This is a genomic window from Methylobacterium sp. 391_Methyba4 (assembly GCF_029691625.1).
GTDB classification, from domain to species: Bacteria; Pseudomonadota; Alphaproteobacteria; order Rhizobiales; family Beijerinckiaceae; genus Methylobacterium; species Methylobacterium fujisawaense.
This window is the reverse complement of record NZ_CP121475.1, coordinates 5,829,125-5,853,981: the sequence shown is the minus strand read 5'-3', so window position 1 is coordinate 5,853,981 and position 24,857 is coordinate 5,829,125. Positions and strand designations below refer to the sequence as shown.

General features: G+C 71.5%; 27 protein-coding genes. 17 read left to right on the top strand and 10 right to left on the bottom strand.

Annotated elements, in window-relative coordinates; genetic code table 11:
- Positions 1–103: 103 nt before the first annotated feature.
- Together P9K36_RS27535 and P9K36_RS27530 are read right to left on the bottom strand one after the other, a co-directional pair.
- Positions 104–433, bottom strand: a complete 330-nt coding sequence (locus tag P9K36_RS27535; RefSeq protein WP_236952769.1) for a hypothetical protein — start codon at positions 431–433, stop codon at positions 104–106.
- Positions 434–518: 85 nt separating this feature from the next.
- A complete protein-coding gene (locus P9K36_RS27530; protein ID WP_043760066.1) occupies positions 519–1,277 on the bottom strand; it encodes a CDP-diacylglycerol diphosphatase in 759 nt (252 codons plus the stop codon).
- 96 nt (positions 1,278–1,373) lie between these two features.
- Here P9K36_RS27530 and P9K36_RS27525 point away from each other — a divergent pair, with 96 nt between their 5' ends.
- The 5 genes from P9K36_RS27525 to P9K36_RS27505 all read left to right on the top strand — a co-directional run bounded on the left by P9K36_RS27525 (position 1,374) and on the right by P9K36_RS27505 (position 5,370).
- Entirely contained in the window at positions 1,374–1,754 is a 381-nt protein-coding gene (locus tag P9K36_RS27525) for a hypothetical protein (protein ID WP_043357494.1), read from the top strand.
- 186 nt (positions 1,755–1,940) lie between these two features.
- Positions 1,941–2,243, top strand: a complete 303-nt coding sequence (locus P9K36_RS27520) for a hypothetical protein (protein ID WP_043357496.1) — start codon at positions 1,941–1,943, stop codon at positions 2,241–2,243.
- Between the two features lie 352 nt (positions 2,244–2,595).
- The gene (locus P9K36_RS27515) at positions 2,596–3,126 is read left to right on the top strand and encodes a MucR family transcriptional regulator (protein WP_043357498.1); all 531 of its coding nucleotides are present in this window, start codon (positions 2,596–2,598) and stop codon (positions 3,124–3,126) included.
- A 178-nt stretch (positions 3,127–3,304) separates the two neighbouring features.
- Positions 3,305–3,565 (top strand): hypothetical protein, encoded by a 261-nt coding sequence (locus tag P9K36_RS27510; RefSeq protein WP_043357512.1) that lies wholly within the window; start codon positions 3,305–3,307, stop codon positions 3,563–3,565.
- Positions 3,566–3,894: 329 nt separating this feature from the next.
- A complete protein-coding gene (locus tag P9K36_RS27505; protein WP_278306264.1) occupies positions 3,895–5,370 on the top strand; it encodes a protein adenylyltransferase SelO in 1,476 nt (491 codons plus the stop codon).
- 16 nt (positions 5,371–5,386) lie between these two features.
- Here P9K36_RS27505 and P9K36_RS27500 read toward each other — a convergent pair whose 3' ends face one another.
- The gene (locus P9K36_RS27500; RefSeq protein WP_043357502.1) at positions 5,387–5,602 is read right to left on the bottom strand and encodes a hypothetical protein; all 216 of its coding nucleotides are present in this window, start codon (positions 5,600–5,602) and stop codon (positions 5,387–5,389) included.
- Between the two features lie 259 nt (positions 5,603–5,861).
- Here P9K36_RS27500 and P9K36_RS27495 point away from each other — a divergent pair, with 259 nt between their 5' ends.
- The 7 genes from P9K36_RS27495 to P9K36_RS27465 all read left to right on the top strand — a co-directional run bounded on the left by P9K36_RS27495 (position 5,862) and on the right by P9K36_RS27465 (position 11,721).
- Positions 5,862–6,938 (top strand): ABC transporter substrate-binding protein, encoded by a 1,077-nt coding sequence (locus P9K36_RS27495; RefSeq protein WP_278306263.1) that lies wholly within the window; start codon positions 5,862–5,864, stop codon positions 6,936–6,938.
- Positions 6,939–7,056: 118 nt separating this feature from the next.
- Entirely contained in the window at positions 7,057–8,247 is a 1,191-nt protein-coding gene (locus P9K36_RS27490; protein WP_278306262.1) for an ABC transporter permease, read from the top strand.
- Positions 8,244–9,176: an ABC transporter ATP-binding protein gene (locus tag P9K36_RS27485; protein ID WP_274926393.1), complete on the top strand. Its 933-nt coding sequence runs from the start codon at positions 8,244–8,246 to the stop codon at positions 9,174–9,176. Before P9K36_RS27490 ends, P9K36_RS27485 begins: the two co-directional genes overlap by 4 nt.
- Positions 9,173–9,916 carry an ABC transporter permease gene (locus P9K36_RS27480; RefSeq protein WP_278306261.1) on the top strand — a complete coding sequence of 248 codons (744 nt, stop codon included), beginning with the start codon at positions 9,173–9,175 and terminating at the stop codon, positions 9,914–9,916. Before P9K36_RS27485 ends, P9K36_RS27480 begins: the two co-directional genes overlap by 4 nt.
- 257 nt (positions 9,917–10,173) lie before the next feature.
- Complete coding sequence (locus P9K36_RS27475) at positions 10,174–10,386, top strand: hypothetical protein (RefSeq protein ID WP_278306260.1); 213 nt, start codon at positions 10,174–10,176, stop codon at positions 10,384–10,386.
- A 464-nt stretch (positions 10,387–10,850) separates the two neighbouring features.
- Complete coding sequence (locus P9K36_RS27470) at positions 10,851–11,216, top strand: hypothetical protein (protein ID WP_278306259.1); 366 nt, start codon at positions 10,851–10,853, stop codon at positions 11,214–11,216.
- Positions 11,217–11,268: 52 nt separating this feature from the next.
- The gene (locus P9K36_RS27465) at positions 11,269–11,721 is read left to right on the top strand and encodes a hypothetical protein (protein WP_278306258.1); all 453 of its coding nucleotides are present in this window, start codon (positions 11,269–11,271) and stop codon (positions 11,719–11,721) included.
- A gap of 27 nt (positions 11,722–11,748) precedes the next feature.
- Here P9K36_RS27465 and P9K36_RS27460 read toward each other — a convergent pair whose 3' ends face one another.
- The 3 genes from P9K36_RS27460 to P9K36_RS27450 form a co-directional block, all read right to left on the bottom strand.
- The gene (locus tag P9K36_RS27460) at positions 11,749–12,060 is read right to left on the bottom strand and encodes a hypothetical protein (protein ID WP_278306257.1); all 312 of its coding nucleotides are present in this window, start codon (positions 12,058–12,060) and stop codon (positions 11,749–11,751) included.
- 85 nt (positions 12,061–12,145) lie between these two features.
- Positions 12,146–12,553, bottom strand: a complete 408-nt coding sequence (locus P9K36_RS27455; protein ID WP_043389025.1) for a hypothetical protein — start codon at positions 12,551–12,553, stop codon at positions 12,146–12,148.
- The gene (locus tag P9K36_RS27450) at positions 12,553–12,813 is read right to left on the bottom strand and encodes a hypothetical protein (RefSeq protein ID WP_043357527.1); all 261 of its coding nucleotides are present in this window, start codon (positions 12,811–12,813) and stop codon (positions 12,553–12,555) included. Before P9K36_RS27450 ends, P9K36_RS27455 begins: the two co-directional genes overlap by 1 nt.
- Before the next feature lie 529 nt (positions 12,814–13,342).
- On the opposite strand from P9K36_RS27450, the gene P9K36_RS27445 reads away from it, so the two are divergent.
- The 3 genes from P9K36_RS27445 (at position 13,343) to P9K36_RS27435 (ending at position 17,021) form a co-directional block, all read left to right on the top strand.
- The gene (locus tag P9K36_RS27445; RefSeq protein ID WP_043389239.1) at positions 13,343–13,756 is read left to right on the top strand and encodes a MucR family transcriptional regulator; all 414 of its coding nucleotides are present in this window, start codon (positions 13,343–13,345) and stop codon (positions 13,754–13,756) included.
- A 726-nt stretch (positions 13,757–14,482) separates the two neighbouring features.
- Complete coding sequence (locus P9K36_RS27440) at positions 14,483–15,892, top strand: MFS transporter (protein ID WP_278306255.1); 1,410 nt, start codon at positions 14,483–14,485, stop codon at positions 15,890–15,892.
- Positions 15,893–16,016: 124 nt separating this feature from the next.
- On the top strand, positions 16,017–17,021 hold the full coding sequence (locus P9K36_RS27435) for a helix-turn-helix domain-containing protein (protein ID WP_278306254.1): 1,005 nt from the start codon (positions 16,017–16,019) through the stop codon (positions 17,019–17,021).
- Here the strand turns inward: P9K36_RS27435 and P9K36_RS27430 are convergent.
- Together P9K36_RS27430 and P9K36_RS27425 are read right to left on the bottom strand one after the other, a co-directional pair.
- Positions 16,987–19,128, bottom strand: coding sequence for a peptidase domain-containing ABC transporter (locus P9K36_RS27430; RefSeq protein WP_053609667.1), 2,142 nt, complete (start codon positions 19,126–19,128; stop codon positions 16,987–16,989). The genes P9K36_RS27435 and P9K36_RS27430 overlap by 35 nt on opposite strands.
- Positions 19,125–20,441 carry an HlyD family efflux transporter periplasmic adaptor subunit gene (locus P9K36_RS27425; RefSeq protein ID WP_043357543.1) on the bottom strand — a complete coding sequence of 439 codons (1,317 nt, stop codon included), beginning with the start codon at positions 20,439–20,441 and terminating at the stop codon, positions 19,125–19,127. The genes P9K36_RS27430 and P9K36_RS27425 overlap by 4 nt, the downstream gene beginning before the upstream one ends.
- 553 nt (positions 20,442–20,994) lie before the next feature.
- Between P9K36_RS27425 and P9K36_RS27420 the strand changes: the two genes are divergently transcribed.
- Both P9K36_RS27420 and P9K36_RS27415 read left to right on the top strand, forming a co-directional pair.
- Entirely contained in the window at positions 20,995–21,225 is a 231-nt protein-coding gene (locus P9K36_RS27420) for a hypothetical protein (protein WP_278306253.1), read from the top strand.
- An 81-nt stretch (positions 21,226–21,306) separates the two neighbouring features.
- Complete coding sequence (locus tag P9K36_RS27415) at positions 21,307–22,197, top strand: AraC family transcriptional regulator (RefSeq protein WP_111473468.1); 891 nt, start codon at positions 21,307–21,309, stop codon at positions 22,195–22,197.
- 4 nt (positions 22,198–22,201) lie between these two features.
- On the opposite strand, the gene P9K36_RS27410 is transcribed toward P9K36_RS27415, so the two are convergent.
- Both P9K36_RS27410 and P9K36_RS27405 read right to left on the bottom strand, forming a co-directional pair.
- Positions 22,202–23,563 carry an SAF domain-containing protein gene (locus P9K36_RS27410; RefSeq protein WP_111473469.1) on the bottom strand — a complete coding sequence of 454 codons (1,362 nt, stop codon included), beginning with the start codon at positions 23,561–23,563 and terminating at the stop codon, positions 22,202–22,204.
- Positions 23,564–23,859: 296 nt separating this feature from the next.
- Positions 23,860–24,753 carry a LysR substrate-binding domain-containing protein gene (locus tag P9K36_RS27405; RefSeq protein ID WP_111473470.1) on the bottom strand — a complete coding sequence of 298 codons (894 nt, stop codon included), beginning with the start codon at positions 24,751–24,753 and terminating at the stop codon, positions 23,860–23,862.
- Between the last annotated feature and the right edge of the window lie 104 nt (positions 24,754–24,857).

Below are 24,857 nucleotides of genomic sequence, written 5' to 3'. Positions count from 1 at the left end.
GTTCGTGAGCGTCGCGGACACGCAGCGCACAAGATCGTGCCGGCCAGATCGTGCCGGCCCGGTGCGACTGGATCGGACGCGAGAAACGCGGCACGGGGCGCCCTCAGCGCCGCAGTGCCCCGAACCAGGTGACAAGGGGCTCCGCGAACGCGGCCCAGGTCCGCGACCAAACCGTACCGGTGCGTGCGTCCGCCGGGCGGGCGCCGGCCATCAGGGATGCCACCAGGGCATCCTCGCGGGACTTGCACTCGTCGAGGGCGTTGCGCTCGTCCCCGGCGCGGCTCTGACCCGTCGGCTGATGCCCGGAGGCGTCTCGAAGGCAGCGGTGCCACGCGCGCTCCAGCTCGGCCGGATCGGACGCTCCGGCGACCGGACCCGCGACGGCAGGACCGGTGGTCAGGAGGAGCATCGCGGACAAGCTGAGCACCGGCATGCGCATGATCGCTTTATGCCCGATTCGCGCCCAGCTCGGATAGAACGTAGCAGCAACAGTGGCGGTGGCTCGGGACGGCGGCCGCTCAGCCGTGCCGGCCGGGCTTGGCCATCCGGCAGCTGTGATCCATCAGGTACTCGGCGCTGGCCTCCGGCTCCCGATAGGCCAGGAGGATCATCCCGCCCTGCGGATCCCCGGGATCCGCCTCCACCGCCGCGAAGCTCGCGTCGTGCAGATGCCCCTGCCAGCCCGGCACCCGGGCCAGCGCCGCGAACGGATTGAAATCCGCCACCGCGTCCGGGGGAATCCGCAGCGCGACGTAACGCGCCTCCGCCAGCGGCACGGGGAACGGGGCCCAGGTCTCGCCGACGGCGCCGCCATGGGCCTTCAGGGCCGCCATGACGCTCCGGTGCATGCAGTCGAGATGGATGTGAAGCTGGTCCTGGCTGCGGCCGCCGACGGAATTCACCTCCAGACCCACCGCTGCGACCGGCAGCCGGCCCGGCAGCGCATCCGACACAAAGTGCCGGGCCGCGAGCGCCGCGCGCCAATAGGCGACGCCCCGCGGTCCCTGGAGCACGGGCGCCTCGATGCCCGAGATGCTGTCGGTGGGCATCACCACCGTGTGGGTGGGCTGTCCCGGCGCGCGCAGCACCGCCGTCCCCGGGCGCGTACCATCGCCGAGGTCGACGGAGAGGCAGGGAAAACTCCGGCCCGCCGCCTTCTTGGCGAGCACGCAGCCCTGCAGCGCCACCCAGAGCACGTCCCGCACAGGGTTCGCCGCGATGGCGGCCGGCACCGTGGCGAAGGCGAACAGGATCGCGGCGACCAGACGACGAAGCATGAGCAGATGTTCCGGTCCCCGGCCGCCGTTATGCTACAGGCGGCAGCGCGCCATCACTGTACGCGGGCGCCGTCGGCGCGAGGTTACGATTCCGCGATGCTGAGAGGGAAGGTGCCGTGGCTCGGCCTGATCCGGATCGCGGCCTGGATCCTGGTGGCCCTGATCGCCGCCGTCACGCTGGTGCCGATCGGGCTCCGCCCCGTCGTCACGGCCGAACCCAGCATCGAGCGCTTCGCCGCCTACGCGCTCGCCGGGCTGCTGATGGCCATGGGCTACCCGCGGCACGGGCGCTGGATCCTCGTCGGCAGCATCCTCCTCGCCGGCGGCCTGGAGTTTGGGCAGACCCTTACCGGGACCCGCCACGGCCGGTTCGACGATTTCCTCGTGAAAGCCGTCGCGGCCTTGGCCGGCGCGGTGGCGGGCCGCCTGCTCGCCGTCCTGGGCCGCGGGCGCCCGGACGACGCGACCTGCCGATGAATCCGGCCCGGCCGGACCGTCGCCGCGGACGCGGACGCGGACGCGGACGCGGACGTTTGCACATGTCCCAATGCATGTCGCCGATGCATGTCTGCGCCGCCAGCCCGGCATCCTGCGGTCGGTCTCCGGCGGAAACCGCCGAGCTTGACCCACGTTGGCTCAGGGGGCTCTCACGCGAGGTGCGGCATGTTCGGCGCAGCCAAGCTCACGGGACGGTTCTGGTTTCGCAAGACGTGGACGGGCAAGCTGGTCCTGCTCGTCGAGGAAGAGAAGCCCCGGTGGCTCAGCCGGACCGGCCTCACCAAGCGCCGCTGGCGCGACGCGCGCCTTCTCGACCTGGCTGAAGCCCCGATGCACGCGCTGATGACGCTCGAGCGCGGCTATCGCGGGGATCCCGCATCCGGTCCGGCGCGGATTCTGCAATCGGTGGTCCCACCCGGGACGCGCGGCGCGATCGCCACGCCGATCGGGACCGCCGTCAACGCGTGAGCGCCGCAGGGGCGCGGGCCGAGCATGGAGGGGCAGGGCTCGGCCCGCCTGCCGTTCGGCTTCTTACCCCCAAAGCCGGAGCGACCCTGCCACTGATCACGGCAGGATTAACACTTCCTGAAGCCGCCCGCCCGGGCCCGCGCCGCAGGCCCCCGTGCGGCCGATCCGAGGGAAGCCGCGCAGCCAGCTCCGACCGGAATGATCCAGCGGCAGAATCGCTACTGATCTATGTTGGTATTCGCCCAGACATTCGGTAGATAACAGCCATAATAGGTTATCTTCGCTCATATATGGACTTGACTGTCGAGAGGCGGATCAACGTTCATGCATCACTCCAACGTGAGAGGCGTTCATGGAAGATAGCAATCCCGCACCGCATCAGGATCCAGTCGATTTTGTGGAGCTGACGGCCGACATTGTTTCCGCTTACGTAGCCAACAATTCCGTCCCGGTCCCCGATCTTCCGTCGCTGCTGTCCGGCGTTCATGCCGCACTCGCCGGCCTGAGCCAGACGACGGTCTCGGCCGAGCCGGAATTCAAGAAGGCGACGCCTGCGCAGATCAAGAAATCGATCACCCCCGACGCCCTGATCAGCTTCATCGACGGCAAGCCGTACAAGACGCTGAAGCGGCATCTCACCGGCAACGGCATGACGATCGAGCAGTATCGGCAGCGCTACGGTCTGCCGCCGGACTATCCGACGACCGCATCCACCTACTCGGCGATGCGGGCCGAGTTCGCCCGCAATGCCGGCCTGGGCCACAAGCGCCGGAGCCCGGCCGCGAAGCGGGGCGAGCCTGCGGCGTCCACCGCGGCGCCGGATGCGGACGGCACGAAGGTGGCCAAGGGCCGCAAGACCCGGAAGGCCGACGCGGAGGCGTGAGCCCTGAGGTTGCGGGCCCTGACGTGCGATCCCGGGGCCCGGACTCGGAATGACGGGATCGGGCGCGGCCAGGGCGGCCGCATCCACCCGTCAAAACCGCGGCGCGGAGTGCCGGAACGACGCCTGCGGCCATCCGTTGGCCCTGCGGAACGCCCGGCTGAACGCCACGGAGCCCAACGTGAACCGACCGATCCCCGCCCTTCTCCTCGCCGCCGCGACCGTGGCCGCCCTCCCGGCCGCAGCCTGGGCGCAGGATCGGCCCGGAACCGGACCGGCGCCCCGGACCGAGACCGCACCGAAGCCGGCGGCCGATACGAAGGATCCCGGCCGGACGGCGACGGAAGCCGTCACCCATCCGTCGGCCGTTCCGCCGACGGAGGGTCAGGTCGGCACCGGCAAACCCCCGGCCACCGGGACCCCTCCGACGACGAGCCGCTAGCGCCCCATCACAGCCCCGGCGCCCCCAGCCGACCTAGCGCGGCCGCACGGGCCTGTCCCCGCCGGGGCGCGACATCGAGGGGTATCGGTCCGGCGGGACAGACGCGGCATGGCCCCGCCGCCGTGGCGGTCGTGCCCCGCGGATCGGGCCGCCATCACAGGCCGCGCCTGCCGGTGGGGCCAGAGCGGGTGCACGGAACCGGGCCCGTCTGCCGCGAGCGCTGCGGCACGCATCGGTGGAAACGAACCGGCCGGCCGGCGGTGACGCGATCGACGAGCTCCTTCAGCCTTCCGCTTGTCCCCCGCGCCCACCGTCCATAGATCCCGACGATGACGGCACTCCCCTTCGACAACAGCTACGCCCGCCTGCCGGAGCGCTTCTACGCGCGCCGGCCGCCGACGCCCGTGGCGGCCCCGCGCCTCGTCCGGCTGAACCGGGCCCTGGCCGCGGAGCTCGGCCTCGATCCGGACTGGCTTGCCGGCCCGGACGGCGTGGCGGCCCTTGCGGGGAACGCCGTCCCGGAGGGCGCCGATCCGATCGCGGCGGCCTATGCCGGACATCAGTTCGGCCAGTTCGTGCCGCAGCTCGGCGACGGCCGCGCGGTCCTCCTGGGCGAAGTGCTCGACCGGACTGGGCAGCGCCGCGATATCCAGCTGAAGGGCGCGGGCCCGACACCGTTCTCCCGGCGGGGCGACGGGCGGGCAGCGCTCGGTCCGGTGCTGCGCGAGTATCTCGTCAGCGAGGCCATGGCGGCGCTCGGCATCCCGACCACCCGGGCGCTCGCCGCCGTGACGACCGGCGAGCCGGTGGTGCGCGAGACGCTCCTGCCGGGCGCGGTCCTCACCCGCGTGGCCGCGAGTCACATCCGGGTCGGGACGTTCCAGTTCTTCGCGGTCCGGGGCGATGTCGAGGGCCTGCGGGCGCTCGCCGACCACGTCGTGGCCCGGCACTATCCCGAGGCCGCTTCGGCCGCGAACCCCTACCGGGCGCTGCTGGAGGGCGTCATCGCCGCCCAGGCCGAACTCGTCGCCCGCTGGCTGCATGTGGGCTTCGTCCACGGGGTCATGAACACCGACAACATGTCGATCGCCGGCGAGACGATCGATTACGGACCCTGCGCCTTCCTCGACGCCTACGATCCCGGGACCGTCTTCAGCTCCATCGACCGCAACGGCCGCTACGCCTACGGCCAGCAGCCGCGCATCGCGCTGTGGAACCTGACGCGGCTGGCCGAGACCCTGCTGCCGCTGCTCGCCGAGGACGAGGCGGGCTCGGTCGCCGAGGCCGAGGCGGCGCTGGCCTCCTATGCGGCGCGCTTTGAGACGGCCTATCACGGCGGCCTCGCCCGCAAGCTCGGCCTCGCCGAGACCCGGGACGGCGACGCCGCTTTGGCGGGCGACCTCCTCAAGCGCATGGCCGAGAATCGGGCCGACTTCACCTTGACGTTCCGCACGCTCTGCGCCGCCGCGGAGCGGCCGGAGGCCGACGCGGGCGTGCGCGACCTGTTCGTCGATCCCACGGCCTACGATGCCTGGGCGAAGGACTGGCGCGGGCGGCTCGCGCAGGAGGCCCGCGACCCGGCCGAGACCGCCGCCGCGATGCGCCGGGTCAATCCGGCCTTCATCCCGCGCAACCACCGGGTCGAGGCGATGATCGAGGCAGCCGTGGAGCGGGGGGATTTCGCCCCGTTCGAGACGCTCCTGACCGTGCTGTCCCGCCCCTACGCGGATCAGCCGGATCAGGCCGCCTTCGCCATAGCGCCCGAGGACGGTGGCGTCGGCTACCGCACCTTCTGCGGCACCTGAGGCGGCGCGCCGACGGTCACTGCCGCGGCCAGGTGAAGATCTCCCGTACCCCGCCCTCGTGCCGAAACCAGTGGACGCGGGTGGCGGGGTTGAAACCGTGATCCCGGTACGACGTGGCGATCACGGAAACGAGAGTCTCCGCCGCCGACCGGTCGTGAATGTCGTAGGCCAGAAGTTTGGGAGCACCGCCAGGTTCGCGGGCGAGATCGCGGACCAGAATCGAATACGACATACTCCCCTCCTTTCGACGCAACCGATCTACTCAACATTATATCTCTAAGGCTAGGATTGTTCGCGTCAGCATCGTGTAAAGGTTAAACATCATTAACCGGAGTGCGTTGATTTGATACGGTCGAGATCGGAGGCGCCAGGCGCGGAGGTCATCCCTGTCGTCACGAGCCTCGCGAGGGGACCGAGAGCGGCGCGGGAGCGATGAGCGGCGCGTGGCCGGATCCCTCAGCTGCGCGTGCAAAGGCGGCGAAGCCATCCCCATGAAACGGAAGTCGAATCGCGTCGCGACCGTGGCCGCCGGCCTGTCGCCCGGGCTCAACGGGATCATCGCCCGCCCCAGCCGGACATCGCGCGCGGCAGGCGCCCACCGAGACCGGACGACGCGAACGGGGGATCCGAAGGCCAAGGTGACGCGGACCCTCGCGTGGTTCGTCGCGCCGGCCCTGGCGCTGCTGCTCGCTCAATGTGGCCCGACGCCCGGCGCGCCAGCGGCCGGGATCGTCGTGGCCTCCAAGATCGACACGGAGGGCGGGGTGCTCGGCAACATCATCCTGCAGGCCCTGAAGGCCCGGGGCCTCCCGACGGTCGACAAGATCCAGCTCGGCGCCACCGCGATCGTGCGCCAGGCCCTGATCGAGGGTCAGATCGACATCTATCCGGAATACACCGGCAACGCGGCGTTCTTCTTCGGGAAGGCGGATCTCCCGGTCTGGAAGGATCCCGAGGCGGCCTATCGGACGGCCCGGGACCTGGATCGCGCGGCCAACGACCTCGTCTGGCTGACGCCCGCCTCGGCCAACAACACCTGGGCGATCGCGGTGCGCCAGGAGATCGCGCAGGCCGCGGGCCTGAAAACCCTGAGCGACTTCGGCCGCTACGTAGCGGGCGGCGGCGCGATCAAGCTCGCCGCCGCGTCGGAATTCGTGACCGCCCCGGGCGCCCTGCCGGCCTTCGGCAGGACCTACGGCTTCACCCTCAAGCCGGAGCAGCTCGTCATCCTGGCCGGCGGCGACACGGCCGCCACGATCGCCGCGGCGGCGCGGGGCACGTCCGGCACGAACGCCGCCATGGTGTTCGGCACCGATGGCGCCCTCGCGGTCGCGCGCCTCGTGACGATGGACGACGACAAGGGCGTCCAGCCGGTCTATCAGCCGGCGCCGGTGGTCCGCGGGGCGGTCCTCATGGCCCATCCCGAGATCGCCACGGTGCTGGATCCGATCTTCCGCAGGCTCGACCTGGCGACGCTCCGGGATCTCAACGGCCGCGTCCAGATCGGCGGCGAACCCGCCTCCGCGGTCGCGGCGGACTTCCTCCGGCAGAACGGATTCGTGCGCTGACCTGCGTCGACAAGCCGAAGCTCTGCCGGCATGGGTTCTCGGCGGGTCGCGGGGACTCGTCGCGAGGCCGGCCACTTTTGCGCGGGCCCGCGCGCGCCGGCGCCGTCGGAGCTTGAGGATGGGGGGACATTCCGCGACGGGGCTGCTCCGCCCGGGCGTCGATCCGCTGGGCTCGGCCTTCGCGGCCCTGCTGGGACTGAGCCTGCTCGCCCTGCCGCTGATGACGACCCGGCCGAACCGGATCGCGGCCGGCACCGGGCTGACGGCCTGGTCCGCCCTCCCGTCGGGTGCGGTGCTCCTCCTCGGAGGCGTCGTCGCCCTCGGCCTGCCGCTGCTGGCGCTCCGGGCGGCGCCGCCCCTGCGCCTCGCCGCCGCCGCCGCGATCCTCCTGCTCCTCGGCCTGTCGGCCGGCTGGGCGGCCGATCACCTGACCCTGCCGGGCGACCGGTACGGCCGGGTCTCGCCGGATGCAGGCTGGTGGCTCGCCTTCGCGACGGCGGCCCTCGCCGTCGGCGACGGGCTGGCGCGGCTGCGGCCGGGACCGATCCTGCGGATCGCCCTGCTGGCCCTGCTGGTCGCCGCGACGGGACTCGCCCTGCGGACCGGGTTCTGGAACAACCTCTCGGTGCTGCGGGAATATGCCAGCCGCTCCGACACGTTCGGCCGGGAGTTGCGGACCCATGCCGTTCTCGCCCTCACCTCGGTGGCGGCCGCCGCCGCTCTGGGGATCCCGGCGGCCATCCTGGCGCGCCCGGTTCCTGCGCTGCGGACGGGCCTGCTCGCGACCCTCAACGTCGTGCAGACCATCCCCTCCATGGCGCTGTTCGGGATGCTGATCGCGCCCCTGGCCTGGATCGGCCGGGCGGTCCCGGGCGCGGCCGCCCTCGGCATTGCGGGAATCGGCGCCGCGCCGGCCTTCGTGGCGCTGTTCGCCTACGCGCTCCTGCCCGTGGCCGCCGCGACTGTCGCGGGCCTCGATGCCGTGCCCTGGCCGGTGCGCGACGCCGCCCGGGGCGTCGGCATGACCGCGCGGCAGCGGCTGCTCCAGGTGGAGCTGCCCCTCGCCCTCCCGGCGATCCTGACCGGAATCCGGATCGTCCTCGTCCAGAACATCGGGCTTGCGGTGATCGCGGGGCTCGTGGGCGGCGGCGGCCTCGGCGTGTTCGTCTTCCAGGGCATCAGCCAGAATGCGGGCGACCTCGTCCTGCTCGGCGCGCTGCCGACCGTCGCCATGGCGACCGGCGCCGCGGTACTGCTCGACGCGGTCGTCGATCTGAGCCGGGGCCGGGCGGCGGAGCGGGTTCCATGATCGACCTCGCCCAGGTGAGCCGCGTCTTCGAAGGACGCACGGTCGTGGCGGACGTGACCCTCCGGGTCGAGGCCGGGACGATCCTGACGGTGGTCGGCACCTCGGGATCGGGCAAGACCACCCTGCTGCGGATGATCAACCGCCTGATCGAGCCGAGCGCCGGCACGATCCGGATCGCAGGCCGCGACATCCGGGACGTGCCCCCGCATCTCCTGCGGCGCGGGATCGGCTACGCCATCCAGGGACACGGGCTGTTCCCCCACCGCACGGTCGCGGAGAACATCGCGGTGGTGCCGAAGCTGCTCGACTGGGACCGGAGGCGGATCGCCGCCCGGGTCGACGAACTCCTCAGCCTGTTCAACCTCGATCCGGCGGCCTACCGGGATCGCCTGCCGGCGGCGCTCTCCGGTGGCGAACAGCAGCGGATCGGCGTGGCCCGGGCACTCGCCGCCGAGCCGCCGATCCTGCTCATGGACGAGCCCTTCGGCGCCCTCGATCCGATCATCCGCGGTCGGGCGCAGGAGGATCTGCGGACGATCCAGCAGCGCTACAACACCACGATCGTGCTCGTGACCCACGACATGGACGAGGCCCTGCACCTCGGCCACCGGATCGCCGTGATGGATGCCGGGCGCCTCGTGCAGGAGGCGCCGCCGGCAGACCTTCTCGGCGCACCCGCCACCGCCTTCGTCGGCACCCTCCTCGGCAGCGGCGACCGGGCCTTCCAGCTCATGGCCCTGCGCGTGGTGGACGATCTGGTGGAGCCCGGCCCGGCGCCGGGCCCGCCCCTCCCGGCCGGGACCTCGGTGCGGGCCGCCCTCGCGGAGAGCCTGTGGTCCCGGCGCCCGGCCCTGCCGGTCAGCCGCGACGGCGTCATCCTGGGACGGGTGACGCGGGCGGCCCTCGAGGCGCAGGGCGGCCGGCCGTGAGCCGGGCCCCGCCTCTCGCCTGGGCCGCGCTCCTCGCCCTCCTCGGCGTGTTCCTGGTCGCTCCGGGCCGATTCGCGCCCCTGTTTCAGCCGTTCGCCCCCGGCGACACGCCGGCGATCTACGCGCAGACGCCGCTGCTGACCCTCGCCGTCAATCACCTCCTGCTGGTCGCCGCCGCGACCCTGACGGCCGCCGCGATCGCCGTCGGCCTGGCGGTCGCGGCCACCCGGCCGGCCGGGCGCGACGTGCTGCCGTTCGCCCGGTCGGTGGCCCGGATCGGGCAGACCTTTCCGCCGGTGGCGGTCCTGGCCCTGGCGGTGCCGATCTTCGGGTTCGGCGCCGTCCCGACCCTGATCGCCCTGGTGCTCTACGGGCTCCTGCCGATCTTCGAGACCGCGCTCACCGGGCTCGACGGGCTCGATCCCGCGCTGATGGAGGCCGCGCGCGGCATGGGCATGACCGACCGGCAGCGGTTCCTCCGCGTCGAGCTGCCCCTGGCGCTGCCGATGATCCTGTCGGGGATCCGCCTCGCTGCCGTCATCGGCCTCGCGACGGCGACCATCGGCTCGACGGTGGCGGCCAGCACCCTCGGCGAAGTGATCATCTCCGGCCTCCTCACCGGCAACACCGCCTACGTGCTGCAGGGCGGCCTCGTGGTTTCGGCGCTGGCCCTCCTGATCGATGCCGGCTTCCGCCATGTCGAGCGCGGGGCGGCACGCCGGGCTGGATTTCGTTCCTAGACGCGACTAAAACGCCAGCGGGGCCGTACGCGCGGCCCTGGGGCGTGGAACCCCCTGTCTGATGGTTGGTGCCGACCAGAACGGCACCCGCATCCTTGGCCATACGGTCGGGGAGCCTGCGACGCATGTCCAGGCGTTCCGGCGCTAAAGGTCGTAGGGACCGTTCAGACACGGTTTTCCAACTCCCCGACTCGGGATGGTCGAAGGCTCGTTCGCGGGGGCGCACCGCGGATCAGAGCCCGCCGGGGGGATGGACCATGGGCTCCAGCGATCCCGAAACGCGCGGACGTCAGCTCGCCCGGCTGCGCGCGGCCTACGAGGGCCGTCCGGGGCGGCCGGACCGCGCCGGCAGTGGCGAGCGGCACTCGCGGGCGCTCTTGGGACGGATCCTCGTGGTGCTCGGCGGCCTGCCGGACGGGACCGGCTTGCCGGTGATCGGTCCGGGCGGGGACGGACGCGCCCGCTCGTAGCATCGGCCCGCCCACGCGCCGGAATCGCGCGGCATCACCGGCCCCAGACGCGCGGCGGGCCAGGCGCATATGGACCGCCGGCCGGCCCGGCAGCGATGGCGACGCGCAGATCGAGCGACAAAAACTGTCAAACTCCAAACATATTGAATATTTAAAATCGCTATAACAATATTAACTCGACGCACACGATTCGTTCGGCCGTCGTCCAATTGTGCGATCGATGCCGACCGGTCTTGAAAGCGTCGGACTGGGAGGTCGCCATGACACGAAGGACCATCCACACAGCATTTGCCCCAGGACTCTCCGCTGTCGCGCTCGTCCTGATGCTGCCCGCTGCCATAACGGCCCGCGCCGAGGACATGCCGCGACAGGGCGATTTCAGGATAACTTACACATCGACAAATATCTCTGCGCCGAAACCTGTCACGATCGGCGACAACCGAACGGCTTCGGCAACGATCAACATGATGACCGCCGTCAACGAATCGGGCGGGCGGCTCCTGCACAACATGGCCGGACGCTGCACCTCCGCCCCGCTGATCGACACCGCCGCCAAGACCCTCGAGAATCACGGCTATTGCGACTACGTCGACGCCGACGGCGACCACGTCTTCGAGAAGTGGGACTATCCGGTCCAGCCCCTGGGCGCGGTCAACGAGGGCACGGGCGAGTGGATCGGCGGAACCGGCAAGTACGCCGGCATCTCCGGGACCATGAAGATCCGCTCCCGACGGCTGAACTCCCTCACGGACGGCGCCATCCAGGTGGCCGGCGAGAAGCTCGGCAGCTACAGCTTCACCAACGCGGTGGCCAGCGCGAAGCGGGACTGACGGGTTCGGGACGACGGGACAGGCGGGCTGACTTGGCGGTAAGACGCCGTTCATGACGCCCGCCGACCGAGACCGGTTCGAAAAATGCCTCGCCCTCGCCGCCCAGGGCGCCACGATGGGCGAACGCGCGGCCGCCCGGGCCGCCGCCGAGCGCATCGCCCGGGGCGCGGGCCTCACCTTCGCCGAGGCGGCCGAAGCGCTCCGGCGGACGGGACAGGAATCCACCCACCGGGCGACCCGCCCGCCACCGCCCCGGCGGGCCTATCCCTGGGCGCAACCCAAGGCGCCGGTGACGCCCATCACGGTCGAGGAACTGCTCCGCCAGAAGGCCGAGACGGAGGCGTGGCAGAAGCGGTCGGCGGCGGCCGCCGACCGCCGCCGGAAGCGAGAGCGCGCCGACCAGGACGCCTACGTGGCGGAGCAGCGCGCCCGGCAGGCGGAGCGCGACCGGGACTGGGCCCGCACCCGCACGGATCCTCCGGCCGCGCCGGGGGACGAGGCTTGAGCGTCGCTCGGCCGGCGGACAGCCGTCTCAGCGGCGGGGCTGCGGACGCGCGCTCCGGTGCGCCCGCGCCCGGCGATGGCGCGGGGCGACCCGCGGCGTGGCCTGCGGCGGCGCTGCGGCGGCCGGGGGACCGGGCGCGACGCCGTCATGGGCCGCGACGATCCGGCGGGCCTCCTCGACGCTCATGTCGCAGGCGCTCGTCATGCCCTGCAGGGCGCCCAGGGCGCGGTTGTATTCGGGAAGGTTGGTGCATCCGGGAACGCCCCACGCCCAGGCGGACGCCGGCACTATCCCCACCGCCGCCAGCACGAGGGCGACAAGACCGTTCCTGATCGACACGGATGCTCCTCCGCTCCCCGAGACCCGATTCCGGACCCCGGCGGGGAAACGCGGTCACACCGGTGGCGGGTTCACCGCCGCCGGGTCAGGCCCCGCCGCACATGTGCTGGGAGTCCGGCAGAGTCCAGGAATCCAGCGTGCGCAGGTTGGTCGTCGTATACATCTTGCCGCGATCGTCGCCCTTGGGGCAGCCGGTCGGCAGGGCCACGAGGCAGGTCATCACCCGATCGCCAACCCGCGACCGCGCGATCGCGTCGATATAGGCGTAGGAGACGCCGTAGACGCCGTTCTTGAGATCGACGCTCGTCCCCTCGTCGATCCCGTCGCCCTTCGGCTTCACGAGCTTGTCGCTGAACCGCGTCCCGATCCGCGAGATCGTGGTCGCCACGCAGGTGCCGACCCGTGTCGGCATCTGCGCCGCGGCGGTGCCGGGGGCGAGCCCGAGACCGACGACGAGCGCGCCCGCCAGAACCGCACCGGTCCGGCCCCCCATCAGGCGGCTTCGAGCAGGAAATTGGCCCGCCGGAACATCAGCTCGCGCCGGTAGAGGTAGACGCCGCCCCGCCGCATCGCCGCATGCGCCGCGTCCGCATCGAACCCGTACGGCTTGTCCCGCGCGGTATCGATGCAGCCCACATACATCCAGTGCACACCGTCGATGATCGCCGGAATCGGCTGGTCTTGTCGGACGGCGCAGAACTGCTCACCGTCCGTGGCCGCCACGAAAATGTAGAAGGTCTTCCGCGCGCACATCCGAACCTCCAGAGGTCTCGGGGGTGTAACCGCAAGGCAACGGTCAAGGGATAAACTGATTCCGCTGCAATAGTCAAGCTTCTGCCACATTTTCGTCACGCCCGAGACAGAACCGGCGCAGCCTCACACCCGCCACCCTTCGAGTATCGGCCGTGCCCGAGAGCCCGCCCCGTCCGGCGCGCCACCCATCGCGAACGAGGCATGACCCGGCAAGGTCTGGCGCCGGCTCGGATCCATCGACGGCTCGGCCCCGTCGGACCGTCGCATCGGCCGCGCTCCTTCGCCCGGCTTCAGGCAGCCGCACATTCCCTGCGCCCGACGGTGGACCACCCCGGCGCGAAGGCCGGAAACCTCAGACAACAGCGCAGACCGATAAGCCTTCGGATCCGTCTCTCTAAGATCTCAATAAAATTTTGTATCCATAATAAGAGGGTTACCGGGCATGCGAACAAGTATTGACAGGCCATAATGTACGAGTATTCATAAAGACCGAGCGAGGTTGCCGGGACCAGAGATGCGATCGATCGCGTTGCCGAAAGACCAAGACCATCTCGAATCGACGATCAGCGAGGTCGCGGTGCGCGTCGTCACGGCCTACCTGTCGAACAACGCAATTCCTCACACCAGCCTGCCGCCGCTTCTGGCCACCGTGCACGGCGCCCTGTTCGCACTGACAGACCGGCCGAAGGCCGCCGAGATCCCCTACGAGCAGCCGACCCCCGCGCAGATCCATCGGTCGGTCCGCCCGGACGGCATCGTCAGCTTCATCGACGGCCGATCTTACAAGACCTTGAAGCGGCATCTCACGGCGCATGGGCTGACGCCGGCCTCGTATCGCGCGCGCTACGGGCTGCCGGAGGACTACCCGATGACCGCGCCCGGCTATGCCGAGCGACGTTCGGAAATCGCCAAGGCGATCCGGCTCGGCCGCAACGCGGCCTGACCGGCGCGATCCCCGGCGCCCCCCGGCTGCCGCGCGGCACCCCGACCGCGCCCGCGCACGATGGCCGGGCGGGCTCCCGCCGGGAGCCTCACCGGGCTCGGCGGACCAGCCTCGCGCTCGCCCGTGAACCGATCGTCCGCGTGGACGTAGATACCCCGGACCTATGACGCGCGCCGGCGATGCTGGAACCGTCCGCTGGGACGGCGCGATCAGGCGAGGGGAATACGGGCATGAAGGGTCTGTCGGGCTGCGTCGTCATCCTGTCCCTGCTCGGCGGGGGAGCGGCCTCCGCACAAACCGTCCTGGCGCCATCCGGCGACTCGGCCGTGACGCAGCCCGGTGGGACGGCCGGTCGTTCCGCACGACGCAACATCCGGGAGGCCTACCGCAACGGCGACGTGATCGGCCATCGGCCCGGCCCGGTCGCTCCCGTATCGCAGCGCGATCGATCTAAGCACACGCAACCGCGCTTCTAGCCGGCGGCTGCGGCCCCTATCAGCGCGGCGCGCGCCCAGGCCGGCTTCGCTCCGTCGGCGAAACGAGCGGGAGGCAGGGCCGTCCGCGGCAGCCGGCCGGCCTGCGCGGCGCCGGATCTCGTGTGACCCGCGACAGCAGCGCATCGTGCGTTTGTGAGCGCCGCCACGTTTCCCGGTTCGAGGCGCGCAGCTATGGCGGTGCGGCACCGGTTGCGCGCACGCTCCGGTCGGGAGAGGACACACGCCCTTGATGGACGCCCGCCTGCAGGCCGCGACGCCCTCCCATAGCGCCGCGCCCGCGGCCGGATCGGTGGCGGTCGTCACGCGGCGGCTCGATTCCCTCCCGATCACGCGGCTCCACGTGGCGGCGCTCGCTGTCTGCACGCTGGGCCTGTTCACCGACATCGCCGAGGTCGCCTTGAGCAACGCCTTGGCGGCCATCTTCCTCGCACCGCCCCACAACATGCCGCGGGGCAGCCTCTCGCTGCTCCTCGCCTCCGTCTTCGCCGGTGGGGCGGTGGGCGCCCCCTTCTTCGGGATCCTGGGTGATCGCTTCGGCCGCAGGCGCGCCCTTCAGGCCTCCCTGGCGCTGATGGCCGCCGGATCTCTGGCGGCCGCCGCGAGCCAGGGGCTCACGGCGCTGACGCTCGCCCGCACGGTCTCGGGTTTCGCGATCGGCGGGTTTCCGCCCCTCGTCGCGACCTACCTCGCCGAGGTGACGCCGGCGCGCCACCGCGGCGCGACACTGATGGTCTGTGCCGGGATCGGGCTCCTCGGCGGCTTGGCCGTCCTCCTCCTGGTGCAGGCGCTCGCACCGGGGGCTCCCCTCGGCGTCGAACCGTGGCGCTGGGCCCTGATCCTCGGGGGCGCCCTGGCGGCCCTGGGCAGCATCCTGTTCGCGGGGCTGCCGGAATCGCCGCGATGGCTGGCCTCGGTCGGGCGACCCGTCGAGGCCGACGGGGCCTGCCGCCGGTTCGAGCGCGCGGCCGGCCGGGCGCCGGTCGTCGGAGCAGCCGACCTCGCCCCAGCGCCGGCGATACACGGGCCGGCGATACACGGGCCGGCGGGCTTTCGCGCCCTGTTCACCGGGACGCGCCAGACGCGCCAGACGGCCCTGTTCGTGTGCCTCTTCACGCTCGCCCCCCTGGCGACGATCGCCTTCCCGCTGCTCAGCGCCGTCGTGATGGTAGAGAAGGGCTTCCGGGTCGATCAATCCCTCGCCTTCGCCGCGCTGTCGATGCTCGGCCCGCCGCTGGGCACCCTCCTGACCGCGCTGGTGATCGACCGGCTCGAGCGGCGCGCCTGCCTGACGGCCCTGGCGGCCGCGATGGCGGCCCTGGGCACGGCCTTCGCGGCGAGCGGCACGTTCCTGACGCTGGTTCTCGTCGGCATCGCCTTCAACACCGCCGCGGCGACCTACGGCAGCGTCCTCGCCGTCTACGCCACGGAACTCCTCCCGACGCCGCTGCGGGCCTCGGCCATGACCTGCGCCTGGGCCGGCGGCCGGGTCGCCGCCGCCCTGGCGCCGCTCATCCTCCTGCCGGTCCTTTCGGCCTACGGACCGCACGCGATGTTCGCGGTGATCACGATCGTCCTCGGGGCCAGCGCCGCGCTGCTGCTTGCCGGACCGCGCGGCCTGTCCGGCCGGGCCGTTGCATAGGCCGCGCGGGGACGCCCCGCATCGTCAGGCCCGATCGGCGTCGGTTGCCAATCCGGCAAGATTCACACGATAGAGTTGCACAGGCGCTGGGACAGCGCCGCCGGGCCGGACGGGAGTGTCACACGTGTTGAGCCCGGTGCTCGTCCCAAGCCTCGTCGAGACGACCAATCACGTCGAGCCCAAGCAGGCCTTCGAATTCTGGCGCTGCACGGCCCTGGCCGCTTTCGGCGACATCGGCCGGCGGCATCCCCGGGAGCGCTTCGCGGCCAAACGCCTGACCGTAGCGTCGGCCGGCTGGTCGCTGACCCATACGGTCAGCAGCCCGGTGGAGTTGGAGTTCCGGTCCCGGCACGTCGACCGGAATGCCCGCGCGATGGTGGTGATCGGCCTCGGGCTCGACGGCGTCGGCTATCACGAGCAGCACGGCCGCGGCGCCCAACTGAACCCCGGTGATATCAGCTTCCTGTCGCGGAACCGGCCCTTCGTGGCCGGCACCCAGAGCGCCTACGGCGAGATCCGGCTCGCCGTGCCGCGCGAGGTCTTCGAAGCCTGGGTCGGCGATGCGGACGCCTTCGCGGGCCGCAGCCTCAACCCGCACCCGGCCGGGGTGGCGTTCCGGACACGCCTGTGCACCGTGGCCGCCTCCATCGCCTGGATGTCCGAGGGCGAGGCACAGACCGCGATCGAGGGCGTGCTGCACCTTCTCGGCCACCTCGTCGACGGCACGGCCCGGCGCACGAAGCCCGCGGAGGTTTCGCAGGCGGCGGTGGTCTCGCTCGCCCGCGCCCATATCGCGCGCCGGATGCACGATCCCGACCTGAACCCACAGGACATCCAGAGGGCGCTGGGCCTGTCCCGGACGAGCCTGTACCGCGCCTTCGCGGAGACCGGCGGCATCGCGACGGCGATCCGCGACGCGCGCCTCGACCTCGCGCGCCGACGGCTGGAAGCTGCCCGCGACGACAAGGTGCGGATCGCCTCGATCGCCTATGCGTGCGGGTTCACCGACGTGCCGACCTTCAACCGCGGGTTCCGCAAGCGCTTCGGCCTGGCTCCGGGCGACATCCGGCCCGCGCGGCCTCAGGCGAACCGCGTCAGCCCGCGGCAGCCAGATCCGCCGCGCCCCTGACCTGGGCGGGGAAATCGAACACCGCGTCCGCATGGGCGATCGTCGCCGGGCGATGGGCCACGATGACCCGCGTCATGCGCAGGTCCCGCAGAGCCTCGGCGATCACCGCCTCGGTGGCCTCGTCGAGATGGCTCGTAGCCTCGTCGAGGAACAGGATCTCGGGCCGCCGGTAGAGGGCGCGCGCCAGCACGATGCGCTGCTTCTGGCCCCCCGACAGGGTCGAGCCCATGTCGCCGACGAGGCTCTCGAAGCCCATCGGCATGCGGCGGATATCGTCCAGGATCGCGGCCCGGGCCGCACATTCGGCGATCCAGCCGGCATCCGGATGCTCGTCGAAGGCGGCGATGTTCTCGGCGATGGAGCCCGCGAACAGGCCGTCGTTCTGCATCACGCCGGCGATCCGGCGGCGGTAGGATCCGGCGGCGGTGCGGATGTCCTGGCCGTCGGCGGCGACGATCCCCTCGGTCGGGGGCGTCAGCCCCATCATCACCTTCATGAGCGAGGTCTTGCCGCATCCCGAGGGACCGGTGATCGCGAAGCAGGCGCCGGCCCGGACCGACAGCGAGACCCCGCGGAAGATCCAGGGCTCGTCCGCGCCGTAGCGCAGCGCCAGGCCTACGCCGGCGAGCGCCCCGGCCTTCAGGGCGACGACCGGCGCCGCGGGCGGCGCGGCGGCAGCGAGATCCTGCTCCTCGGGCTCGCACAGAACGATGTCGGCGAGCCGGTCGGTCTGCACGTCGAGCATGCGCAGCTTGAACCACGCGTCGATCAGGCTGCCGATCCGCGTGGCGAACTGGTCGCGATAGGCCAGGAACGCCACCAGCATGCCGAGCGACAGCGACCCGCCGATCACGGCGCGGGCGCCCAGCACCAGCAGGATCAGGCGGTCGAGGCCGAACAGGAACTCGTTCGCACGGCCGAACACGAGGTCGAGGCGCTGCAGCCGCAGCCGGGCGTTCAGGGCCGTGACGAAGTGGTTCATCCAGGCGCCGCCGCGCCGCTCGCGCAGGTCGAGGAGCTTGACGCTCGCCATGCCGCGGACCGTCTCGATGAAGTGCGTCTGCTGGCGGGCCTCGGCCACGAGGGCCTCCTCGCTGCCCTCGCGATAGGCGCCGTAGGCGAAGACCCGGAGGATCGCGTTGAGCGCCGTCGAGGCCAGAACCACCGCGACCAGCCAGCCGCCATAGACCATCAGCATGGCCAGCATCCCGACCGCCATGAGGCCGTCGAGGACGGCCTGGACGAGGTCGGTCGTCAGGCCCTTCTGGATGGTGGCCAGGGAGCCGAACCGGGAAATCACGTCGCCGACATGGCGCTTCTCGAAATAGTCGAGGGGCAGCCGCGACAGGTGGTCGAACAGGCCGGCCGACCATTGGTAGTTCAGCCGGGTCCCGGCCAGCATGATCGCCCAGGTCCGGGCGATGCTGAGGCCGAGCTGGAGCAGCAGCAGCAATCCGAGGCCGATCGCCACCACGAGGAGTAGGTCGTGGTCGGCATTCACGATCACCTCGTCGATCACGACCTGCGAGGCGATGGGCATCAGCAGGGCGACGAGTTCGATCCCCAGGGAGAGGGCCAGCACCTGGGCCAGGGCGGCGCGGATGCCGGCCATATTGCGGAACAGGTCGCGCAGCCGCAGGCCCGGGTTGGCCCGCTCGCGCTTGAAGCCCGGGTTCGGCACCGCCTCCAGGGCGACACCGGTGAATTCCCGCGAGGCCTCCGCGAGGCTGATCCGGCGCCGGCCGCGGCCCGGATCGTTGATGACGAGGCCGCCGCGCTCGACACGGGTCAGCACCACGAAGTGGTTGAGGCCCCAGTGCAAGATGCAGGGGAGCCGGAGCCGGGGCAGATCCGTGAGCTCGACCCGCAGGGCGCGGGCGGTCAGGCCCTGGGCGCCGCAGAGGTCGATCAGGTTGCGCAGGGTCATGCCCTTGAGCGACAGGGGATGGCGCCGGCGCAGCGTGGCGAGGTCGAGCTGGCGGCCGTGATAGGCCAGGACCATGGCGAGGCAGGCCATGCCGCATTCGGCGGCCTCGGCCTGCAGGACGACCGGCACCCGGCGGCGAAGCCCGAAGTCCAGCCGGGCGGCACGGGATGGCGCCGTCACGGGGCCGCCTTCCGGACCGGCAGGGCGTCGAGGCCGCCGCGCGTGACGAGGGCGAGGCTTTCCCGGACATGCGCGACGGGATCGAGCAGCCAGCGGTAGAGCGACCGCTTCTCCAGGGCGATATCGGCCTCGACCCGCATGCCCGCCTCGAGGCTGCGCCGCTCGCCATAGGCCAGCACGGTGTCGGAATCGGGCCGGACGACGATGCGGTACAGGTCGGTCCCCTCCCCCCGGGCGGAGGCGCGCCGCGCGAAATCCGGGGCGTCGTCGCTGCCCAGCGGCGCCCGCGTGACCTCGGTGACGACGCCGCGATGCAAGCCGAAGCGCTGGAACGGGAAGGCGGCGTAGCGCAGCATCACCGGCGCGCCGGCCTCGGCGAAGCCGATGGCCGACGAATCGACGAACAGGTTGGCCTGGAGGCGCCCCGCGCTCGGCAGCAGGGTCAGCAGCGTCGCCCCGGCCGCCACGGTCTGGCCGACCTGCGCGCGGATCGACGTCAGGGTCCCGGCCTCCGGTGCCCGGACCTCGATGGCGCGGCGCGCCTCGCTCTCGGCCTTCTGCTGCGCCAGCTGGGCGGCGGTCCGGTCGAGGTCGGCGAGGTCGCGGGCCAGCCGGTCGTCGTAGGCGGCGAGCTGGGATTTCGTGTCGGCGAGCTTGCCGTCGACCTGGAGGCGGCTCTGCTGGAACTGCGCGAGTTGCGCGCTCGCCTGCATGTAGAGGTAGTTCTGGCTCTGGAGATCGGCGGCGCGGGCGAAGCCGCGCGCCACGGCGTCGGCGAGCTCCTCGACCCGCGACCGGAGCGGCGGCACCAGCTTCTCCTGCAGGTCGATCTGCTTGGCGAGCTGGGCGGATTGCTCGCTCAGATTCGCCACCTGCTCCCGGAGGGCCTGGCGCTCCGTCCCGGCCAGATCGGCCCGGGCGGCCCGCTGCCGCTCCACGCTCTGCCGCTGGCGCTCCAGCTCGGCGATCACCCGTTCCTGCGTAGGCCCGCTCGCCGACACGGCGTCGAGGTCGATCGTGTACAGGAGCTGCCCGCGGGCGACCTTGTCGCCCTCGCGCACCCCCGTCGAGCCGACGCGGCCGGCGACCGGGCTGGCGAGACTGATCAGACCGATATCGGGCGCGAGCAGGCCGACGGCGTGGATGCGGCGGGTATAGGTGCCCTGCCAGGCATAGAGGCCGACGGCCGCCACCATGGCCACGCAGGACAGGGCCACGATGCGGATCGGCAAGGGCTGGATGATCTGCGCCTCGCCCAGCCACGCATTGCGTCGTGCCTCTATAACTTCCAGTCGAAAGAGCGGACTTGGCACCCGGCTAAAGCAACCTTCCCAGAACGAGACCACATCTTCGAGGATAGCGCGCCTCAGCGTCATCCGGCTTGTTCGGTCGCATCGTACGAGTGCTGTGTCAACACTGCACGGGAATGCGAATTTTGTATTCCCGATGCCGCGTCAGATCGTCGCAATTTTCTACAAAAATTCAACGATCTCAATTGCTTGAACGAAATGAGGGTCCGGCTTGTTTTGCGACGCAAAACAAGGTCAATTTTTGCGCGCTCTCGTGCTGCAGCGCAAAGATCGCGTCTTCGCGATGCTGTCGAGAGGCACGGGGCCCCAGCGAAGACGGCGCTCGATGCGAAAGCGCCTGGAGCGCGCCCTGGGAAAGGCAAGCCCGGTCAGTTTTTGCGCATTCGCCGAATTCGAGAGAACTCGACACGTATCGGCAGCCAGATACCGATTGACACGAAGCACATCTCTGTAATCCTAAAGGCAGGCGCCGACGTCCAAGGCGCCTCGACGCTGCGATCAGACAATAGATCGAGCAGAATAAACTTCTTCTTGAATCTCAATCAGGAGAACGATCATGCAGGACAGCATCGATACCGTCCGCGAGCTGAGCGCCACCGAGCTTGACCAGGTGGGCGGCGGCCTCGGGGTCGGCCTCACCGTCGGCCTGGGGGTCGACGCAAGCCAGGAACTCGGTGCGGTCTCGGGGGTCGTCGGCCAAGCGGGCAGCCTCGTGAGCGGCTTGGTGGGCAGCGCGCTCGGCGCGGTTGGCGGCCTCGTAGGCGGCGTGACCGGCGCCCTTCGCTGACGGAGGAGAATCGGGAGGGCGGCCGCGAGGCCGCCCTCCTCAGGCGCCCGAGGGCGACGAAGCCGGAACCGACTGGCCCGCATGGACAGCACGCCCGAGACCATCACGTACGCCACCAGCGGCAGTTCCGGACATCTCTCCGGCCGTCCCGAACTGACCTGCTGCGCGCCGGGCGACCGCGGTCTCCCGGAGATCACCTTCATCGATTTCCGCTTCGCCACCGGGGGCTGGAGCACGCATGCGGTCTCCGGTCTCGAAGTCGCCGCCAGCACGCAGCCCGCGGGGGCGCATCACGAGGTCGATTACGAGATCGCGGCGCGGTTGAGCGACCGCGAGGGCCTGCTGGTTCGGCGCCCCGGTCTGCACGGCACGACCCGGTGGGACGGCCCGTATACCGGCAGGGTCCTGTCCTTCTCGGCGGTGGCCGTCGAGCGCCTCGCGGAAGCGCCCATCGGAAAGATCGCGTTTGCGACCGACGGGCGCGACCTCCGCGCCTGCCGGAGCACCTGTCACATCCTCAGCGCGCTGAGCTACGCGCATCGGGACGATCCTTCGCCAGACCCGCTTTTGATCGAGAGCCTCCATCTGGCGGTCCTGCGCTCGGTCATCGCGGTCCGCACGGCGGGCCGGTCGGCCGGACCCGATCTGTCGGCATCGCAGGCCGGGCGCGCCTGCGCGTATATCCGCGAGCACCTGGACCGGGAGATCACCGTGTCGGCCCTGGCCGGGATCGTCGGGCTCAGCGAGGGCTACTTCATCCGGGCCTTCCGCCAGAGCACCGGGGTGACGCCGTACCAGTATATCATGCGCGAGCGCGTCGGCCGGGCCGAGGCTCTGATCCGCTCCGGCGCGGGGTCCATGGCGGAGGTCGCCGCGCGGTCGGGCTTCACGAGCGCCGGCGCCATGAGCCGGACGTTCCGGAAGCTGGTCGGGCGCTCGCCGACCGGGCGCACGGCCGGCCGGCGCGCCTGAGCGCCTAGCCGGCGGCCCGCCCCGTCGCCCCGCGAAACAGGTCCTCCATCTCGCGCCGGACGCGGATCGCCTCCTGGTCGGCCTCGTACGCGACGTCGCTCCAGCGCACGGCCCGGCCGGCGGGCACGTCGGTCTTGAGGACCATGTTGTGGGCGAGCCCGATCGGCAGGGCGTCCTGCGCCAGGGCCTCCGCCGCCGGCATCAGCTTGCCGTAGACGGTGAACCCGCCCTCGCCGTCGAGCCGCTCGCCGGCCCGCAGGGCGCGCTTGGCGGTGGCGGCGACGTCGCCGCGCCAGTCGCCGGTGGCACCCGTGGCCTCGCCGCGGACCGCGATGGAGGCCACCGAGATCCCGAGTTCCAGCCCGATCAGGTGATAGGGCTTGTAGGTGGCGGCGAACCGGCCGCTGGCGTCGGTCTTGAGGCCGTACTGGGCGAAGCAGTCGCGCACGTAGGGGCTCGGCGCCTCGAACACCGCGTAGACGCCCCAGCGCAGGTCCCGGAACACCGGGCGCCCGTCCCGCTCGACGGACGAGACCACCTCGACGGTGCCGCGCTCGGTGAGGAGGCCGCCATCCGCCACGGGCTTCAGGAGGCTCGGCAGGTCGTCGACGCCGCAGGGCGGGAAGGCGAGGCCGTCGCGCGGGGGGGTGAGCCCGCAGGCATTGGCCACCGCGGCCATCTCCAGGGCCGACTTGGTGCCGTCGAGGAAGGAGTTGAACATCTGCGGGTTGAAGTCGCCGCCCGCGACCTGGCTCTCGCTGAAGCCGTAATGGCCCCAGACCGTGTCGGGCGTGGAGGCATGGTAGGCCGGCAGGTACTTGGTGCCCTTGCCGGCGCAGATCACCTCCAGCCCGATCGTGCGCGCCCAGTCGACCAGCTCGGCGATCAGCGCCGGCTGGTCGCCCGAAGCCATGGAGTAGATCACCCCGGCCTCGGCCGCCTTGCGCGCCAGCAGCGGCCCGGCCAGCACGTCGGCCTCGACGTTGACCATCACGATGTGCTTGCCCGCCGCGAAGGCCCGCAGCGCGTGGCGGATTCCGGCGGCCGGGCTGCCGGTGGCGTCGATGACGATGTCCACGAACGGGCTCGCGATCATCGCGTCGGCATCCTCGGTGACGAGGGTCGTGCCGGCCCGGGCAGCCTCCTCCAGCCCGCGCGCCGCGAACCGGGCCTCCTCCCAGCCGACCCGCCGCAGCGACGCGCGCGCCCGGTCGGGCGACAGATCGGCCACGGCGATCAGGTGGATCCCGGGCGTGCGTGGCGCCTGCGAGAGGTACATCGCGCCGAACTTGCCGGCCCCGATCAGGCCGACCCGGACGGGCCGGCCCTCGTCGGCGCGCCGCTGCAGCTTGGCGAAGAGGGACATGGGGCGTTCTCTCTGGGGGCGCACGGTCGGGCTCGGGTCCCGCCGCGTTTGCCGCGTTGTTTGAACCTGCACCTAGCGCGGCTCCCGATCCCGTTGAGACCCGCCGCATGACAAGACTGGCACAACCGTTTCGACCGGGGGGACGCGCGCCGGACCCTGCACCGCCATTGGCTTCGGGGTCCGGGCTCGCCTCGCGTGCCCCGGATCGACGGCGTGAGGCGCCCGCCTGTCGCCGAAGCGATCCGGCCGACGACGATCACCGCGCCCATGTCTTTCCGCGCCAACATCTTTCCGCGTCAGGCCGGAACCGCCCGGCTCTCCACCTCCACGTCGAGCAGCCAGCGGCGGAAGGCCCGGATCTTCTCCAGGGCCCCGTCGCGCTCGCGGTAGCAGATGAAGTGCAGGTCCCGGGACAGGCTCTCGAACCGCCCGCCGCCGAGGCGCACCAGCTGCCCGGCGGCGAGTTCGTCCCGGGCGAACCGCAGGGTCTCCAGCGCCACGCCGAGCCCCTGGACGGCCGCCGAGATCACCAGCGAACCCCGGTCGAAGGCCGCGCCCGACGCGCCGGTCGGGACGGGCAGGCCGTTATGGGCGAACCAGTCCGGCCAGCGGATGGGGCTGAAGGACGAGTCCAGCCGGGTGAAGGCCCCGGCCGACCCCGCGGCCCGGGCAACCTCCGGCGTGCACAGGGCGGCGATCTCCTCCGGCCCAAGGGACTCGACGGTCAGGCCGGGCCCGCGCGGCGGCCGGCCGTAGGCGATCAGGATGTCGATCTCCTCGTGCCGGGCGAGATCCACCGGGTCGGCGCTGGTGGAAAGGCGGATGGCGATGCCGGGATGCGTCTCCACGAAGGCGGGGAGCCGGGGCCCCAGCCACTTCGCCGCGAAGCTCGGCGTGCAGTGGACGGCCAGCGACGAGGGCGGCGGCGGGCTCAGCTCGGCACAGACCGCCTCGATGGCGTCGAAGGCGCTGGAGAGCCCCGCGAGCAGGCGCTGGCCGTCGGCGGTGAGCGTCGCCTGACGGTTCGCCCGCCGGAACAGGGCCCGTCCGAACCAGCGCTCCAGGGCGCGGATCTGGTGACTCACCGCCGAGGGCGTGAGGTGCAGCTCCTCGCTCGCCCGCGCGAAGCTGCCGAGGCGCGCGGCCGCCTCGAAGGCCCGCAGGGCGGGGAAGCTCGGGATCCGGCGCATGGGACAATCCATGAATTGAATTCCCGAAAAGCGTGAAAAATCGTCGTTTGTCAACGATTGGACGCAGCACGATAGTGCCGGCCGCGCCGCGCAGACGGTGGCGA

Bases quoted from the DNA above. Each gene is read 5' to 3' on its own strand.
- P9K36_RS27535 (WP_236952769.1), bottom strand. From the start codon at position 433: ATGCCGGTGCTCAGCTTGTCCGCGATGCTCCTCCTGACCACCGGTCCT.
- P9K36_RS27530 (WP_043760066.1), bottom strand. From the start codon at position 1,277: ATGCTTCGTCGTCTGGTCGCCGCGATCCTGTTCGCCTTCGCCACGGTG.
- P9K36_RS27525 (WP_043357494.1), top strand. From the start codon at position 1,374: ATGCTGAGAGGGAAGGTGCCGTGGCTCGGCCTGATCCGGATCGCGGCC.
- P9K36_RS27520 (WP_043357496.1), top strand. From the start codon at position 1,941: ATGTTCGGCGCAGCCAAGCTCACGGGACGGTTCTGGTTTCGCAAGACG.
- P9K36_RS27515 (WP_043357498.1), top strand. From the start codon at position 2,596: ATGGAAGATAGCAATCCCGCACCGCATCAGGATCCAGTCGATTTTGTG.
- P9K36_RS27505 (WP_278306264.1), top strand. From the start codon at position 3,895: ATGACGGCACTCCCCTTCGACAACAGCTACGCCCGCCTGCCGGAGCGC.
- P9K36_RS27500 (WP_043357502.1), bottom strand. From the start codon at position 5,602: ATGTCGTATTCGATTCTGGTCCGCGATCTCGCCCGCGAACCTGGCGGT.
- P9K36_RS27495 (WP_278306263.1), top strand. From the start codon at position 5,862: ATGAAACGGAAGTCGAATCGCGTCGCGACCGTGGCCGCCGGCCTGTCG.
- P9K36_RS27490 (WP_278306262.1), top strand. From the start codon at position 7,057: ATGGGGGGACATTCCGCGACGGGGCTGCTCCGCCCGGGCGTCGATCCG.
- P9K36_RS27485 (WP_274926393.1), top strand. From the start codon at position 8,244: ATGATCGACCTCGCCCAGGTGAGCCGCGTCTTCGAAGGACGCACGGTC.
- P9K36_RS27475 (WP_278306260.1), top strand. From the start codon at position 10,174: ATGGGCTCCAGCGATCCCGAAACGCGCGGACGTCAGCTCGCCCGGCTG.
- P9K36_RS27470 (WP_278306259.1), top strand. From the start codon at position 10,851: ATGATGACCGCCGTCAACGAATCGGGCGGGCGGCTCCTGCACAACATG.
- P9K36_RS27465 (WP_278306258.1), top strand. From the start codon at position 11,269: ATGACGCCCGCCGACCGAGACCGGTTCGAAAAATGCCTCGCCCTCGCC.
- P9K36_RS27455 (WP_043389025.1), bottom strand. From the start codon at position 12,553: ATGGGGGGCCGGACCGGTGCGGTTCTGGCGGGCGCGCTCGTCGTCGGT.
- P9K36_RS27450 (WP_043357527.1), bottom strand. From the start codon at position 12,813: ATGTGCGCGCGGAAGACCTTCTACATTTTCGTGGCGGCCACGGACGGT.
- P9K36_RS27440 (WP_278306255.1), top strand. From the start codon at position 14,483: ATGGACGCCCGCCTGCAGGCCGCGACGCCCTCCCATAGCGCCGCGCCC.
- P9K36_RS27420 (WP_278306253.1), top strand. From the start codon at position 20,995: ATGCAGGACAGCATCGATACCGTCCGCGAGCTGAGCGCCACCGAGCTT.
- P9K36_RS27415 (WP_111473468.1), top strand. From the start codon at position 21,307: ATGGACAGCACGCCCGAGACCATCACGTACGCCACCAGCGGCAGTTCC.
- P9K36_RS27410 (WP_111473469.1), bottom strand. From the start codon at position 23,563: ATGTCCCTCTTCGCCAAGCTGCAGCGGCGCGCCGACGAGGGCCGGCCC.
- P9K36_RS27405 (WP_111473470.1), bottom strand. From the start codon at position 24,753: ATGCGCCGGATCCCGAGCTTCCCCGCCCTGCGGGCCTTCGAGGCGGCC.